Annotated in this window: 15 protein-coding genes and 1 tRNA gene; 7 read left to right on the top strand and 9 right to left on the bottom strand. The window is 52.9% G+C overall.

Annotation, left to right across the window (positions count from 1 at the left end; translation table 11 throughout):
* Positions 1 to 15: 15 nt before the first annotated feature.
* The 9 genes from rpsO to IPH75_04770 form a co-directional block, all read right to left on the bottom strand.
* Positions 16 to 285, bottom strand: a complete 270-nt coding sequence (gene rpsO / locus IPH75_04810) for a 30S ribosomal protein S15 (protein MBK7141384.1) — start codon at positions 283 to 285, stop codon at positions 16 to 18.
* A complete protein-coding gene (locus IPH75_04805) occupies positions 276 to 1,226 on the bottom strand; it encodes a bifunctional riboflavin kinase/FAD synthetase (GenBank protein MBK7141383.1) in 951 nt (316 codons plus the stop codon). The genes rpsO and IPH75_04805 overlap by 10 nt, the downstream gene beginning before the upstream one ends.
* Positions 1,223 to 2,170: a tRNA pseudouridine(55) synthase TruB gene (truB, locus tag IPH75_04800; protein MBK7141382.1), complete on the bottom strand. Its 948-nt coding sequence runs from the start codon at positions 2,168 to 2,170 to the stop codon at positions 1,223 to 1,225. Before truB ends, IPH75_04805 begins: the two co-directional genes overlap by 4 nt.
* Entirely contained in the window at positions 2,157 to 3,170 is a 1,014-nt protein-coding gene (locus IPH75_04795) for a bifunctional oligoribonuclease/PAP phosphatase NrnA (GenBank protein MBK7141381.1), read from the bottom strand. Before IPH75_04795 ends, truB begins: the two co-directional genes overlap by 14 nt.
* Positions 3,148 to 3,510 (bottom strand): 30S ribosome-binding factor RbfA, encoded by a 363-nt coding sequence (gene rbfA, locus IPH75_04790; GenBank protein MBK7141380.1) that lies wholly within the window; start codon positions 3,508 to 3,510, stop codon positions 3,148 to 3,150. Before rbfA ends, IPH75_04795 begins: the two co-directional genes overlap by 23 nt.
* A 65-nt stretch (positions 3,511 to 3,575) precedes the next feature.
* Positions 3,576 to 5,957, bottom strand: a complete 2,382-nt coding sequence (gene infB / locus IPH75_04785; protein MBK7141379.1) for a translation initiation factor IF-2 — start codon at positions 5,955 to 5,957, stop codon at positions 3,576 to 3,578.
* A gap of 108 nt (positions 5,958 to 6,065) precedes the next feature.
* Positions 6,066 to 7,547, bottom strand: coding sequence for a transcription termination factor NusA (gene nusA / locus IPH75_04780; protein MBK7141378.1), 1,482 nt, complete (start codon positions 7,545 to 7,547; stop codon positions 6,066 to 6,068).
* A 13-nt stretch (positions 7,548 to 7,560) separates the two neighbouring features.
* The gene (locus tag IPH75_04775; protein ID MBK7141377.1) at positions 7,561 to 8,007 is read right to left on the bottom strand and encodes a ribosome maturation factor RimP; all 447 of its coding nucleotides are present in this window, start codon (positions 8,005 to 8,007) and stop codon (positions 7,561 to 7,563) included.
* A 101-nt stretch (positions 8,008 to 8,108) separates the two neighbouring features.
* Complete coding sequence (locus IPH75_04770; GenBank protein ID MBK7141376.1) at positions 8,109 to 9,827, bottom strand: proline--tRNA ligase; 1,719 nt, start codon at positions 9,825 to 9,827, stop codon at positions 8,109 to 8,111.
* A gap of 523 nt (positions 9,828 to 10,350) precedes the next feature.
* Between IPH75_04770 and IPH75_04765 the strand changes: the two genes are divergently transcribed.
* The 7 genes from IPH75_04765 (at position 10,351) to IPH75_04735 (ending at position 16,214) form a co-directional block, all read left to right on the top strand.
* A tRNA-Arg gene (locus tag IPH75_04765) sits at positions 10,351 to 10,422 on the top strand.
* A 165-nt stretch (positions 10,423 to 10,587) separates the two neighbouring features.
* Positions 10,588 to 12,450, top strand: a complete 1,863-nt coding sequence (locus tag IPH75_04760; GenBank protein ID MBK7141375.1) for an AAA family ATPase — start codon at positions 10,588 to 10,590, stop codon at positions 12,448 to 12,450.
* A gap of 438 nt (positions 12,451 to 12,888) precedes the next feature.
* Positions 12,889 to 13,380, top strand: coding sequence for an N-acetyltransferase (locus IPH75_04755; GenBank protein ID MBK7141374.1), 492 nt, complete (start codon positions 12,889 to 12,891; stop codon positions 13,378 to 13,380).
* A 157-nt stretch (positions 13,381 to 13,537) separates the two neighbouring features.
* Positions 13,538 to 13,879 carry a T9SS type A sorting domain-containing protein gene (locus tag IPH75_04750; protein MBK7141373.1) on the top strand — a complete coding sequence of 114 codons (342 nt, stop codon included), beginning with the start codon at positions 13,538 to 13,540 and terminating at the stop codon, positions 13,877 to 13,879.
* Between the two features lie 519 nt (positions 13,880 to 14,398).
* A complete protein-coding gene (locus tag IPH75_04745; protein MBK7141372.1) occupies positions 14,399 to 14,848 on the top strand; it encodes a hypothetical protein in 450 nt (149 codons plus the stop codon).
* A gap of 160 nt (positions 14,849 to 15,008) precedes the next feature.
* The gene (locus tag IPH75_04740; protein MBK7141371.1) at positions 15,009 to 15,368 is read left to right on the top strand and encodes a 4a-hydroxytetrahydrobiopterin dehydratase; all 360 of its coding nucleotides are present in this window, start codon (positions 15,009 to 15,011) and stop codon (positions 15,366 to 15,368) included.
* Positions 15,369 to 15,566: 198 nt separating this feature from the next.
* A complete protein-coding gene (locus tag IPH75_04735; GenBank protein MBK7141370.1) occupies positions 15,567 to 16,214 on the top strand; it encodes a hypothetical protein in 648 nt (215 codons plus the stop codon).
* The last annotated feature ends 5 nt before the right edge of the window (positions 16,215 to 16,219 follow it).

Below are 16,219 nucleotides of genomic sequence, written 5' to 3'. Positions count from 1 at the left end.
TGTTCAGTTCCTTTGTTATCGCCGCAGACCAAGTTCACCAAGTACCGCGCGATAGCTTACGATATCGCGATCCTTGAGATAATCCAACAGGCGACGCCGCTGTCCGACCAGCTTCAACAGGCCGTGGCGGGTGTGAAAATCCTTCTTGTGTGTCTTCATGTGCTCAGTCAACATGTTGATCCGTTCCGTCAACAGCGCGATCTGAACCTCGGGTGAGCCGGTATCGGTCCCGTGCAGCCGATGCTGCTCGATCACCTTCGCCTTCTGCTCTTTCGTTACTGGCATTTCTCTGCTCCTTTAGATAGTATTCTCATAACATTGATTTTGTCTTGCTCGATCTGCGATACCAATGCGGCCGTTGAGTCGAACCGCTGGTTGGATCGCACGAAATGGGTCGGGTAAACCGATATCTCATGGTCGTAGATATCCCGGTCAAACTCAAACAAGTTTGCTTCGACCGTCACCCGTCCCGATGGATTAAAGTGATTCGTTCCGATAAACATCATCCCGCACTTGTCCTCGCCGTCTATTTCAACCCAGCAGGCATAGACGCCCTCGGGCGGGAGAAGTTTCATCGGACTATATTTAACATTCGCCGTCGGATACCCCAACTTCCGCCCCAGGCCGATCCCGCGCTCTACCGTTCCGTAGATCGCATAATTATGCCCGAGCAGGTCGAGTGCCTCAGCGTATGAATTTCCCTGGATCGCATTGCGGATCCGCGTCGAGGATACCGCCGAACCATCGATGATCACCGGTTCAACTACCTCCAACTCAAACCCGTAGACCGAGGCCATCCGACGAAGCTCCGTCGTGTTGCCGCTTCGGTTTTTGCCAAAGGCATGATCATATCCGACAATCAGCTTTTTTACTCCCAGCTTATCCAGCAGTATCTGCTTGACGAATTCCTCCGCCGACAGATTCATCAGCTCCTTCGTGAACGGAAGCACCACTACCTGGCCGTCAAAGTAGGCCGGTATGAACTCTTCCTTCTCCGGCGTGGTCGTCAGCAACAACGGCGCATGTTCCGGTGACACGACAAAGCGCGGATGCGGATCGAATGTCACCAACACTGCCGGAAGTCCGCTCGCTTTGCTCACTTCCTTTACGCGGCTGAAGATCGCCTGGTGGCCGCGATGTATCCCATCAAACGTCCCCAGCGTTGCTACAACCCCGGTCGACGACGGATGATACTGCGCGATGTCGTACACAAATCGCGCCGTCATGCCAATACTCTCACATAACTCGAGACCGGCTGTCCACCATGCTTCGTAAACTCGTTTGAACTCGAACCTGCAATCCCGACTGCCAGCACTTCGCCGGCCATACTCTTGATCACCACTCGATCTCCCGGCTCGAATACGCCTTCGATCCGATTGACATCAGTCCAGGCGGGCATCCGTCCAAAACCAACCTGCTGCCGGAAAGAATCCTGTATACAGATCGCGCCGAACTGCAAGACCTGATCGATCGGCATCAACGCACTGCCGGCTTTTCCTTCGTCTGCCAGTTGAGCCAGATGGATCGGCGTGACGGCATCCAGCACCGAAAACGGCCCTACCGAGGTTCGCCTTAACGCTGAAAGATATGCTCCACATCCCAGTTGCTGCCCGATCTGATGTGCCAGACTCCGGATATATGTCCCCTTGGAACAGCAGACTTCAAATCGGATCGTCGCATCCGCAAACGACTCAAGCCGCAACGAAGTGATCGTCACTTCCCGTTCCGGCAACTCGAGTTCCTGTCCATTGCGAGCCAACTCGTACAAATGCTGACCGTTGATCTTGACCGCTGAATGCGCCGGGACCTGTTGCATCTGCGTCCCAAGAAATCCATTCATCACCGCCAGGACCTCTGACTCAGTCACGTGCGATGTCTCAACCGGCACGGCGTGCGGATCGAGCCCTTCGGCATCATACGTTGCCGAACTCAACCCCAGTTTCACTTCCGCCAGATAGCATTTCTCAAGATTCGAAATGAACTGCGCTATCTTGGTCGCTCTTCCGACGCACATCACCAGCAACCCGGTTGCCATCGGATCAAGCGTCCCGGTGTGGCCGACTTCCTGCTGCTGCAATATCCGACGAACGCGGTAGACCATATCATGGCTGGTCACGCCCGACGGTTTGTCGAACAGTAAAACTCCGGAATGTTTGTTAAGCCACGCCATGATCAGCCTCACAAAGCATGCGGGCAACTTCCACCCGCGCTTCAGCAAAAGGCTTCGGGATCGTGCACCCTGCGGCATTAAAGTGTCCGCCGCCGCCATAGCGGTAGGCTAACTCTGCCACGTTGATCCCATCCTGCGAACGAAACGACACTTTGGTCTGTCCGTTCTGCAGTTCTTTGACCAGTGCACCGGCTTTCACTCCCTCGGTAAAGAGAGTGAAATCTACCAGCCCATCTGACTCCGATTCCACCGCTCCTGACTCTTTCAGCATATCCTGCGTCAAAGAGAGAATACAGACTCGCCCCATGCAAAAATACTCGATGCTGTTGAGCACTTTGCCGGTCAGCTTCATGCTCGAGGGGCGCATGTTGTAATAAACCTTCTCCGTGATCAAATGCGGATCGGCTCCCAATTCGATCAGCTCGCCCGCGATTGCCATCGTCCGTGGCGAGGTCGAGGCATACCGGAACCGCCCGGTGTCGGTCAGGATCGCCGTATACAAACAGGTCGCGTCCTCCGGTGTGATCTGGTGCCCAACTGCGCTCAAAAACTCGTACGTCATCTCTCCAACAGAGGAGGATGAGATATCTACCCAATTCACTTCACCAAATGCATCGTTATCCCGGTGATGATCGATATTGATGATCCTGACGCCAGGAATAAGATACGCCGAAGCGGAACCGACTCGCGCGATGGTCGGACATTCCAACACTACCGCGGTATCAACGGCAAATCCCTTGGGGAGCGTGCTGGTTAACTGGATATCATCAATTCCGGATAGAAACTGATACTTGGCCGGGATCTCCGAATCGCGCACCAGGAAGACCTGCTTCCCCTGGCTTTTCAGATACTCACCAAAGGCCAACTGCGTTCCCAGCGCGTCTCCATCGGGATCAATGTGCGATACCACCAGGACCCGCTCGGCCGCCTTTAAGATCGAAGTGATTGCGGCGGTCGGCATGGCCACCGTAATGAGATCACGAGTCTTTATTGCCTTCATTCCTGATCTGCGCAAAGAGCTGCTCGATGCGGATCCCCTCTTCGATCGAGGGATCAAACTTAAAGGTGATCTCGGGGATATTGCGAACCCGAAGGTTCCTCCCGAGTTGCGTCCGGATCCATCCTCGTTCTCTCTCCAGATACCCTTCCGCACGCTTGCGTGCCTCGGCATCTCCCAGGAACGAATAGTAGATGGTTGCATAGCGAAGGTCATTCGTCATCTTCACGCGGGTAAAGGTCAATAACCCCGGACCCTGTTCCCGCAACGGCGACTCCAGAAGCGTGGAAACATCCCGCAACATCTGCTCCTGTAGCCTGTCCGAACGCTTGAATTGTTTCATGGTCTCTTATATCTGACCGGGCTGCACTAACATCCCGGCACGTACTTTCTTCTCTGATCGCCCGCCTAGGCCTGTAACGTCCGTGCGGTTTCTACCAGCTCGAAAGCTTCGATCCGGTCACCCACTTTGAGATCGTTGAAATTCTCGATCCCAATACCGCACTCGAATCCTTCTTTCACTTCGCGGGCATCATCTTTGAATCGTCTGAGCGATCCGATCACTCCCGTATAGATCACCTTTCCGTCGCGGGTCAGGCGGATCTTATCTTTGCGGTTGATCCTACCTTCACGCACATAGCAACCGGCGATCACGCCGACCTTCGGTACGCGGAACAGATCCCGCACTTCGGCGGCGCCGACAAACTGCTCGGAAACCGTCGGGGCCAACAGCCCTTCGAGCGCTTTGCGAACGTCATCTTCCGCTTCGTAAATGATATCGTAAGTTCTGACATCGACTTTTTCACGTCTCGCGATCTCACGGGCCCGGCTATCCGGCTGCACCTGGAAACCGATGATGATCGCATTCGACGCAGCCGCCAACAAGACGTCCGATTCGGTGATCGCACCGACACCCCGACGGATGATATTGGTCTTCACCTCGCTCGTCGAGATCTTGCCAAGTGTATCAGACAGCACTTCGACAGAGCCATCCACATCCCCCTTAATGATCATGCGGACTTCTTTGATCTGACCTTCTTTGATCTGATCGAAGACTCTTTCGAGCGTCACATGGCCCATCGGACGGCGCGATTCGTACTCGCGCTTCACCTGGCTCCGCTTGGTGGCGATCTCTTTCGCCTCGGCATCGTCCGCCACCGCCATGAAGGTGTCTCCGGCCTGCGGAACACCATTCAAGCCCGTTATCTGCGACGGGGTCGACGGATACACGATTGATATCTTTTTGTCATGGTCGTTCAACAAAGTACGGATACGTCCGTAGAATGTCCCCGCCACGATCGGGTCGCCGACTTTGCAGGTCCCCTTCTGGATCAGAACCGTCGCGATCGGACCGCGTCCCTTCTCAAGACGTGAATCCACAACCACACCCTGCGCCCGGATAGTTGCATCCGCCTTCAGATCCATCATTTCAGCCTGCAACAGGATCATGTCGAGTAGTTTCTCGATCCCTATCCCCTGTTTGGCTGACACTTCAACCATGATAGTTTTGCCGCCCCAATCTTCCGGTAGAAGATTGTGGTGCGACAACTGCGTCCGGACATTTTCCGGATTAGCTCCTGGCTTATCGATTTTGTTGATCGCCACAATGATCGGCGATCCGGCCGCGCGAGCATGGTCGATAGCTTCCACCGTCTGCGGCATCACTGCCTCATCGGCCGCCACCACCAGCACCACGATATCCGTCAAATGCGCGCCACGAGCACGCATTGCCGTAAATGCTTCGTGACCGGGAGTATCCAGGAAAACGATCCGGTCCTTCTTGTGCATCACTTCATATGCACCAATATGCTGCGTAATGGCACCGGCTTCGCCGGCCACCACGTTGGTCTTGCGAATGTAATCCAACAGCGAGGTTTTGCCGTGATCGACATGCCCCATCACCGTGACGACCGGCGCGCGATGCGTCGCCATCTCAGAATGCTCTTCTTCGCGGAACTCTTCGCCGATCTCCGCCCGCTGCTTGACTTCCACGCCGAACTCCGAGGCCACCATCTCGATCGTATCCATATCGAGACGCTGGTTGATTGTCGCCATCATTCCCATTTCGAATAGTTTGGCGATCACTTCGGCCGGCTTATGGTCGAGCAGGTTGGCCAGTTCAGCCACCGACATATATTCATTCACTTCGACGACATCAGCTTCGGTGCCTTCGGCATCCGGACGGTCATCCGGGCCGCGATGATAACGCTTTTTGGTCTTCGTCCCGCTCAGGTTGGCCATGGTCGAGCGAAACGCCTTTTGGACTTCAGCCTGATCGACATCACGACGGTCCTTTTTGCGGCGACGCTCTTTCTTCTTTTTCTTCTTTTCGATCTTCCGCATCAATCCGGCGACCGGCGTATTCCCATCGCTTACCTTGATGCCGCCGATAGCGACTGCCGCTCCCGGAACCGGCGTTGGTGAAGCTTCCGCCACAACAGGTGTGGCCGGAGGGGTAACCGAAGGAGTCCGCGGGGCACTTGGGGCGTGCGTATGCGTGTGGGTGTGCGCCGATGGCGGCGTCACGACCGGACCTGCCGCAGCGGCGGCTGCCGCCTTCTCCCGCGCTTCTTTCGCCTGCGTCTTCTGCTCCATCTCTTTCTTGGCAGTCTGACGCTCTTGATTGAATTTCCCCTCGACTGCGGTGATCATCTCCGGAGAGGCGACGGACATGTGCGACTTAGGCGCAAAACCCAGCTCCTGCAAAATCTTCATCATCGCAGGCGACGAGATCTTGTAATCCTTCGCGAGCTCGTAGATGCGTTTCTGGTCGGTTGTGATATCTGCCATATGCGTTTACTACTCGTATCCCTTCTGTCCTCTCACGCGCCTTACTGGCGCGGCCGCTTACTCCGTGTCGACAGCTTCATCGCGAAGCCTGCCCACGCTCATGCTCCCTTACTTCCCTTTACTCTCGTCCTCCGCTTCGCCGTCACTCCCGGCTTCTTCTTCATCCGTATCATCATCTTCGTCATCATCATCATCTTCATCGTCGTCGTCTTCTTCGGCTGCTTCTTCAGCGGCCATTTCCGCATCCGTGTGGAAGAGATCGCTCTCCGCCAGCTTGTCATCGGCGACTGAGACTGTCGAAGTAGCCACACTCAGCTTGTCAGCGGCAAGTCGATCGCGCTCGATCTCCACCACCCGCTCCTTGGCTCGCTCGATCAGCGTCTCCGCCGTCTTCTGCCCGATCCCCTCGATCTTCATCAGCGTCTCAACCGAGGCAGCTGCCAATCGCTGGATCGAACTGATATCCGCCTCGATCAACCGGTCGCGTATTTTCGAACCGATCCCCTCAAGATCTCCCACCGGCACCAGCATCTCAGCTTCACGCTTCTTCTGGTCGTTGTATTCGGATTCAGCGAGGATATTCACTTTCCATCCGGTCAGTCGGGACGCCAGCCGAGCATTCTGCCCATTACGGCCGATCGCCAGCGACAACTTCTCATCCTCTACGGCGACCGTCATCTTCTTCTCGGCATCGAACACGTCGATCGCGGTAACCTTGGCCGGAGCCAACGCACGCGTCACGAATACTTCGGGATTCGAAGTAAACGGCACGATATCGATCCGCTCGTTATTCAGTTCGCGGACGATACTCTGCACTCGTACCCCTTTGATCCCGACACACGCACCCACCGGGTCGATTCGCTCATCCGAGGAATAAACCGCGATTTTGGCTCTTTCACCGGGTTCGCGGGCGATCGCCCGGATCTCGATGATCTTCTCGTAGATCTCCGGAACCTCAAGCGCAAAGAGCGCCCGGAGGAACTCGTTATTGACACGGGACAGAATGATCTGCGGCCCGCGCGGCGTCTTCTGGACATCGAGAATGTACGCCCGGATACGGTCTCCCTGGCGGAACTTCTCGCGCGGGATCTGCTCTTTGACCAGAAGGATCGCTTCACCGCGCCCGAGGTTGACGATCACATTCCCCTTGTCGATCTGCTGCACCACACCGGTGACCAGCGTGCCGACCTTGTCGATAAACTCGTTGTATATCCGCTCATGCTCCGCTTCACGGATCTTCTGGATCAATATCTGCTTGGCCGAATTGATCGCATTGCGACCGAATTCAAACTCGTAATCCAGGTAAATATCCAGTTCATCCCCAAGCTGCGCTTCCGGATCGAGCTCTTTGGCATCGATCAACGGGATCTCGATATTCGGGTCGTTCACCTGGTTCACCACCTTCTTGGTGGCGATCATGGACAGTTCATTGGCTTTGCGGTCGAACTTGAAGGTAATATTGTCCGTGTAGGCATATTTCTTCTTCGCCGCCGCCAGCAAACTGGCTTCCAGGGTTTCCACGACCGCGTCAAAATCGATATTCTTCTCGCGGGCGATCAGGGTCATTGCTTCGAGCATGTCGAATGCCATCAGACCAACTCCATCAAAACTGTATTTTTGCTCTCTCTATTTCCGCGAGCGGGACATCGAATTCCTTGTCCTTTTCGCGAAACGTGACCGAATCCTCCGTCGCGGAGACGATCTCGGCCGTTATTGCTTTCCGTTTGGAATCGACAAAGGCGATTTTGACCGTCTCGCCAACCCGGTACCGAAAGTCCCGGGAAGTCTTCAACGGTCGATCAAGACCGGGGGAGGACACTTCAAGTGTATAACCCCCTGCAAACAGTTCGGTTCCCTCGATCACATTGCCGATGACATTCGACAAGTGGCTGCACTGGGCCAACGTAGGACCGCTCTCGCCGTACACATAGACACGCATCAACACGCTTGTCCGATAGCGTGATAACGCCATGTCGGCAATCTCGAATCCTTCCGCCCGTAGCGCCGGTTCGATCAAGTCCAATACCTTCTGTTTCAGGTCTTCTGCCATACCTCAAAAATCTCACATATACCCAAAATCCGGGATAAACCCGGATTTCGCCAAGAGGATATGATAAAGAGTAACTTGTTATGAAGCAACAAAATTCTGGACTAAGGGAGTCTTGATGCCAGCTTCTGGACCGCCTCCACCACGCCTGCAACCGGCACCAGCTCCATCGTCCCCTCTGCCCGGGCCTTCAGCTCGACATTACCGTCCTTTAACGACTTGTCCCCTATAGTGATACGGATCGGCAAGCCGATCAGGTCAGCATCGTTAAACTTGACCCCCGCGCGCTCCTCCCGGTCATCGTAAAGGACCTCAATCCCGGCTTGGTTCAAAGCGGCGTAAATTGCCTCGGCGGCCACTTTCTGGGGCTCATTCGCCAGATTGAGCGGGATAAGCTGGACCAAATAAGGCGCCAGATTCTTCGGCCAAATAATCCCCTTTTCGTCGTGGAACCGCTCCAGCGACGCCTGCGGCGTCCGTGTGATTCCGATCCCGTATGACCCCATGATCATCGGGTTCTCTTTCCCCTCGGCATCCAGGAAAGTCGCATTCAGCGGTATAGAGTACTTAGTACCCAACATAAAGGTATTCCCAACTTCGATACCAGACTTGGCAACCATGTGCGCTTCGCAGTTCGGGCAGATATCGCCACCACGCGCCGCCGACAGATCGACCACCTGGGAAGCTGTGAAATCACGCCCCAGATTGACATTGATGATGTGCTTTTCGTTCTGGTTGGCGCCCACGACGAAATTCGCCATTGATTCGACCAGCGGGTCAACCAGGATAGTGACATCCTTCAGGCCGACCGGTCCGGCAAAGCCGACCGGCGCTTTGGTGAACTCGGTCACCTGCTCGGCGGTCGCCATAGTCAGGTCGATCGCCTTCAGAGCGTTTTTCAATTTCACTTCGTTCAGGTCGCGGTCGCCGCGGATCATTGCGGCCACCGGCTGACCATCAGCCATGTAGATCAGTGTCTTGACCAGCTTGGTTGCCGGCACTTTCAGGAACGACGTCACCTGTTCGATTGTCGCCGCGCCCGGCGTGTCGACAACCTGCATCGGCTTGTGATCGGTCTCTTTGGCGATATTGAGTGGATCGCGGAAAGTTGCCTTCTCGCGGTTCGCCGCATAGTTGCACTTTTCGCAAAAGAGGATCACCTCTTCCCCGGCTTCGGTATCGACCAGCAGCATGAACTCATGCGCCGCTTTGCCGCCCATCGCGCCGGTGTCGGACTCAACTTTGACGACATCGATCCCGGCCCGCTTGAAGACATTGAAATAAGCCTGGACCATCCGGTCGTAGGTTTTCATAAACGAGGCTTCGTCGGCATCAAACGTATATGCATCCTTCATGATGAACTCACGGCCGCGCATCAGTCCGAAACGTGGGCGGATCTCATCGCGGAATTTCACCTGGATCTGATAGAGATGCAGCGGCAGTTGGCGATAACTTTTGACTTCGCCGGCGACCAGATGAGTGACGGTCTCTTCATGCGTGCCGCAAAGGATCATTTCGTGCTGGTGACGGTCCTTCATCCGCATCTGTTCTTTACCGACGGTCGTGTATCGACCGGTCTGCTGCCAGACCTCGGCCGGGCAAAGAACCGACATCGTGATCTCAAGTCCGCCCGCGGCGTTCATCTCTTCACGGACGATATTGGAGAACTTGTCGATCACCCGGTTCATCAGCGGCAGGTAGATATAGACTCCTGCGGCGAGTTTGCGGATATAGCCGCCGCGAAGCAGCAGTTGGTGGGAGATCAGTTCGGCTTCGGCCTGTTGTTCACGGAGAGTCGGAATGTATGTCTGCGACCAGCGCATGGGTTAATCCTTATATCACAAACGGTTATAATCAGCTTATGCGGCTTGACTGCTCCACCATTCGAACTCCACAATAGGGCTTGGACAGAGCATCATGCCGCGCAGGCGGGCATCCAATCCTGATGGATTATCTTAGCCGCGCCTATTCTTTTCAGAACTGCAAAGGTAGGCGACTTGACCCGCTAAATCAATGGAATTGTTGGAGGTTGACTTACTCTCGGTCTTGCTGGGCGCGCCTCCACTTTCCAGCACATCCTTGCGACCGTCCACCCGCATCATCCCGCGTAGCATGCCCCGGGCTCGAACCGGGAGCGGGGATCCTTCTTCACTCTTCACTTCGACCGATTGCGCGGCAGACGTCCCCGTCTGCCCGCCACTCAGATCATTGCGTGGAGCGAAGCAACGAAGCAACCTATTCCCCCTTACTTTTCCTTATTGCCCTCAACCCTTCAATTGTGTTATCTACTGATTCCAACCGAATCTGGTTGGTCGGCGGGAGCCGACCGGCCTCGGTCAAGACACTGCCCCCGTGGTGTAATGGATAACGCACTGGCCTCCGAAGCCGGTAATACAGGTTCGATTCCTGTCGGGGGTACTGATTATTTGAAGTAGTGTTGTGATTAGTTGAGTCCAATGCCTATTTGCCCCTTCGATCAAACTCAAATATGCCACATGGTACGCCGGCAGTCTATGTCTGGACTTGATGCTACTATTATTGAAATTGATTCCAAACGGTCCAATGCAGAACTAGGGGAAACCAATGCTTCGTATCAAGTCATTTAGAATCAAAAATTACAAATCGATTTCTGACAGCGGAGAGTGTTACGTCGAGGAAGGAGTGACTATTCTGGCTGGAAGGAACGAATCCGGCAAAACGTCCATCCTTGAGGCGCTTGAAGATTTCGATGTGGAACGGCATATTAGAGAAGATGCGAAACCGATAGGGATGTCCGAAGCTCTGCCCGAAATTGCATTGACCTTCACCGCGGATAAAGAGAGTATAAATGAAATCTTTGGGAAAATGGAAGTTGAGAGGTCAGTCAGCGGCAATATCGAGCTTCGAATCGTTAAGTCATTTCCCGACAAATACCGCATTACCGAGGAGACTGCAAAGCGTGCTAAAGTCTCCTTTGAATCCGAAGTCGTCGAGCGTCTCGCACTTGCTCGAGCAAGTCTGAACCAAATACAGAAACTACTCAAAAAACTATCAGGTACACTGCAACCCTTGCCTGAGTTGACGCTAAAAGTACCCAAGTCGGATCTAGCAATCTTCAACAAGTACAAATTGATCACACAGATTCCACTCTCGACTCTTGCGAACACTCCCGACAAGGATCTACTTCTTGCGGCACTCGAGTCATTTCCCAATTTATTGACGGATCTTGAATGGGCCACTCAACTTGATAGCGTGTTCCTCGAGCATCTCACATCGAGATGGGTTCCGAATTTTATTCTCTTTAGTTCTTTTGAAGATGTGTTTCCTAATAAAATCCCTTACGCCGAATTAACAACGAATCAGTGGATAAAGGATTTGTCTGTTGTTAGCGACTTAGACGTTGATGTAATTCAAAATGCCATAGATAGAGAGAAGCACAGACATAAAACCGACGTAAATTTACGCCTCAATAAGGACTATGAGAAATTTTGGACTCAGGATTTGACAAGATTGAGTGTAGATTGGGATTCCCAGAATCTGCAATTCTGGATTATGGAAGACGGCTATCCATTTGAACCAAGCCTCAGAAGCAAAGGACGTCAATGGCACTTGGCATTTTACGTGAAAGTCTCGGCCAGAGCGCGAGAAGGCGTCCCTAACGTAATCCTAATTGATGAACCAGGGCTGTTCCTTCACGCAAAAGCTCAAGCTGACATACTAGGGAATCTTGAAGATTGTTCTAAGAGCACTCAGATAGTCTTCTCTACTCATTCACCGTACTTACTTGAGGCAGACAAACTGAATAGAATCCGGCTAATTCAGAGATCACGAAAACGAGGCACCGAAGTCATTAATAGGGTGCACACAGCTACCGATAAGGAGGCTCTCACGCCAGTGCTCACAGCGATAGGGCTGGATCTCAAGAGTGGTATTCTGAACCACAGTCAGATGCAGAATGTTGTTGTTGAGGGACCCTCTGATCAGTACTACTTGACCGCATTCAAATGCCTCTGCAATTGGAAGGACATTAACTTCGTGTTTGGTGGCGGTTCAGGGAATATGCCGATTGTCGGCACCATACTGCGGGGTTGGGGTTGCGATGTCATTTATCTATTCGACAACGATATGGGCAAGAAGAACGGTCAGCAGAATCTAAGGAATAATTGGCTCGTCTCTAAAGATCTTACATTGGCGGTTTCCGAAGAAGTGGGGACGATAGAAGACCTGTTTGACAAGCGTGATTTCGTGTCTCACATTCTACAAGATGAAAGAATCGAGTTCGATTGTAGCAACTCCGAATATCTGAAGAAATTGAGATTGAATAAAGTGCTAATTGCTAAGCAATTCCTCGAGCGAGCCCGTGCAAAGGGTGGGCTAACTTTGCAGCAAGTTACTTTGAAGAGGCTCGACGCACTGGTAGGTTCGATACGGAAGGCTCTGCGAGCAAGTAAGGAGCCAGCCCAATGAATGAAAGCCCATCGAGAGATGAGTACTTGGATGTGAGCGGCAATATGCGACACTACGCTAATGCTCGTTTCGCCAACTAACCCTATTTATTGCGGTTACAGCAGGCATCATAGCGACAATTTACACCTCACAAGACAAATTGTCGGGGACGGTTACGACTTCATTAAACATTGGCGGTCTGTTAGCGGCATTAACCTTCTTAGTCATTGAAAATCGCGCTTCGCTTTACTGGCATAAGTTCTGCGAGAGGGCTCTTGAACTTGAAGCACAGGCTAGGACTGAAGCAATACTCAAAGAAACCACCGAACAGCATCTTGAGTGCTACAAATGCGACACGTGTTTATACTGCTATCATACTGTTCTGGGTTCTTTCGTTGATCTGCCCAAGTAAATTCGGGCGATAATCTGGATACGTAATGCGCCGATATGCAAAATCCCATGCCCTCCCCCCTCATCCGCCGTTACACGCCTGAAGATGCCGAAGCCGTTGCGGCGATCATCGATCATTTCGCGCTTAATACCTTCGTCTCGTATAATTCCCAACCATACGGGAAGATGATCACCGAACGGTTCAATACACAAACCGATGATTACCCGAATTACGTCGTCGAGATTGAAGGCAAAGTGGTCAGCTCAGGCGGACTTCGCCCGGTTCATCCCGGCGACACCGTCAAGCAGACTGGCGAGATCGGCTACTCGTTCTTCCCCGAGTATACCGGGCGCGGATTGGGGTCGCTGCTGCTTGAGCGGATCGAGACAGATGCTCGCACGCTTGGGATGATCAGTTTGGTGGCATCGATATCTTCTCGCAACGAGCAGTCAATTGCGTTTCATCTCAAGCATGGGTTTGTCGAGTGCGGACGGTTCAGACGCGCAGGAATTAAGTTCGACCAGGAGTTTGATATAGTGTGGATGCAGAAGTTCCTATGATCGAGCGACCAACCTCGGCCCTATTAGTATCCGCCGATTCAGTCACCGCATCATTCCGCGCAGGCGGGAATCCAGACTTGATTTCTTCCACCTTGAATACGCCATCAAACCCGCTAATTGATTGTATAATGCTTAAACGCACTAGTCCGAGGCAAACATGAAACCACTCCTGCTATTAGTCGCGATTGCTTTGACTATCTCCTGTGAGGCTCCACCCAGAACTTCGAAAGGTAATAGCGTAGACCAGGAGTATCCAAACCCATTCAGCCCTACCACAACGCTGCAATACGAGGTAACAACAGCCGATACGGTCACAGTTGTTATTTATAATCTAACTGGGCAAGTCATGGATACAGTAGTTCGGGCATTCCAGGAACCCGGGATAAAGACTGTGAAACTCGACGATCGAAAGATTTCGAGCTGGAAAGAGGGTATCTATTTCTATCGCGTGACTATTGGCGACATCTCCTACACCAAGAAGATGGTTTTGATGAAGTAGACTAATTGGGTGCCCCCGTATTACATTCGTCAGTGCTTCCGACTACGCCCCCATATATAGACGCTCTTGATTCATGAAGCCTCGGACTTTCTCCTTTCCCACCATCAATCCCCTTTTCAAAAATACGTCACTTGATGGTTGCATTCTGGGGCCGTCGCCAATTTCACCCCTTTTCAGATTACGGTTTGCGGCATTCCCAATAGGTTGATGGTTGCAGTTCGAGACCAATTTTACTCCGCTGATATCCTCCAATGGGCTGAAGGTCACTACCTGCAACTGCAACCTCGCTCCACGTTGTCCGTCAACCCCCTCCAGTCTCCCCACCGAATTAGATTCATCGGACAAGCTTTCCCTCCCTGTATGATTTTTGAAACGATCGAATACAAGCATGCCAATTCGGCAAATGAATCGAACTTCCGATGCAATTGAGTGTTAGGAAAAAGTGAGTTCATAGCCTATATTAGAGCAGGTTGCGGATCAGAAAGGGGAGGACAAAATGACGAAGGAAGGTTTAGTTCGATGAACCCATATCGAATCCTCGGCGCCGCCGCCAACCTCTTTTTCATCATTCTTTTTGCGATCTATCTCTCGCTTGATACGCTGGAGAACTCGCTTTTCCCGACTGAAGTAATTCTGGGCGGCTCAGTGTTGCTCTATGGTATCGCGATCTCCGCATTGGCGATCTGTTTTGGTCTTCCCTCTGCCCAGCTCCGCCGCAACGGCCTCTATGGTTCGATCGGCTCCATGCTCCTGTTTAGCTATCTTGCGCTCTTCCGCCAGATTCCGATGGCCCAACAAGGGATGATGTTGCTTTCGGTCTGGTCGATTATCAATATCCTGGCGCTTGGCTTTGGCGATGAAGAAGAGCGGATATCTCTCAAGGAACGTCGACGTCTCGCCGAGCAAAAACGGAAACTCGACCGCCTCCGTGGAACCAACCCGAACGAGTCCGACAAGCCGGCCAACTGACGATCCTCAGTCAGAGCACACAAGTCACGGCGGCTCCTCTCAGGGAGCCGTTCTTTTTTGATATAAAATCCTCAGGCACATTTGGCCGGGTAGACCGGTTATATTCGAAGAACCGGGAATCTAATTCACAAAAAGCATGAAGCTTTGCTGGGAGAGAGTAATGGCCGAGAACACTGAATTGACCAAAAAGCGATGTATCCCCTGCGAGGGAGGCATTCCTCAATTGACTGATATGGAGATCGAAGAGCTACTCCCCCGCGTGCCGGGATGGGAAGTCAAACTGATCACCGACAACGGCGCACCGATCCGGACTATTCAGAAGCGCTTCCAGTTTGCCGATTTCCGCGCCGCGATGAGGTTTCTCCGCGAGGTCGAAGAAATTGCTGAGGCCGAGGGGCACCACCCGGATTTTGCGGTTCACTACAGCAAAGTTGATTTCACTATCTGGACCCATGCGATCAAAGGGCTTCATGAGAATGATTTCATTCTCGCCGCCAAGATCGACGCTCTGCCGCGTTAGTAAGATTGCGTAGCTATTCCCCTGCCTGTTGAGGCAAGGTGGAAGATATTTCCGGGTATCATTAAGTCAGATACAAGCTTGCACCAGAGCGCTTTAGGCCAAAACGGCGCTCTGGTCGCCGATTCTTCCTCTGATTCCCTTCAGTTTCAACCAAACCGATGCCGATAATCCGTGTATCACGAGGAAAGGAATGTCATCATGAAACGACTGACTTTCGGCATACTTATCGGTCTTTTGCTGGTGGCGGCAATGTCGGTTTCTGCCGGCGACAAAACCAAAGCAACGAGCAACGACGACAACAGCCTTCGCGAATATTACCTGGCGGTTGGCAAGTTCTTTAATGTCCCGGAACGAGCCGTCATGACAATCAAGAAAAAGGGCGTCTCGGATGAAGAACTGGCAGTCGTCTTCTTTATCGCCGAACGTGCCGGCATCAAGCCCGCACCGGTGATGGAACTTCGCGACCTGAAGAAATCCTGGCTTGAGATCACCGTTCATTTCGGACTCAGCCCGGAGATCTATTATGTGCCGGTGACGGTCGACCCGGGCCCGCCATATGGAAAGGCGTATGGGTATTTCAAAAATCATCCGCGCGAAGAGTGGAAGCAGGCTAAACTCTCCGATGTTGAGATCGTCAACCTGACCAACCTTCGCCTCTTCTCCAAGCTGTATGGAATCTCCTCCGATGAGGTGATCAAGTGGCGCGCCGAAGGGAAGCATTTTGCGCAGGTGAACAAGCATGCGCAGGAACTTCGCAAACAGCAGCAGGCTGCTGCCAAGTCATCCAAGCGTGGAGCGAAAGCCAGAGCCGAAGCGAACGAAAATCGCGAGAAAAAAGAAAAGTAGCAGGC

The organism is bacterium (assembly GCA_016708025.1).
Taxonomy (GTDB): domain Bacteria; phylum Zixibacteria; class MSB-5A5; order GN15; family FEB-12; genus FEB-12.
Note: the sequence above shows the minus strand (reverse complement) of the source record. Positions and strands in the feature narration are given on the sequence as shown.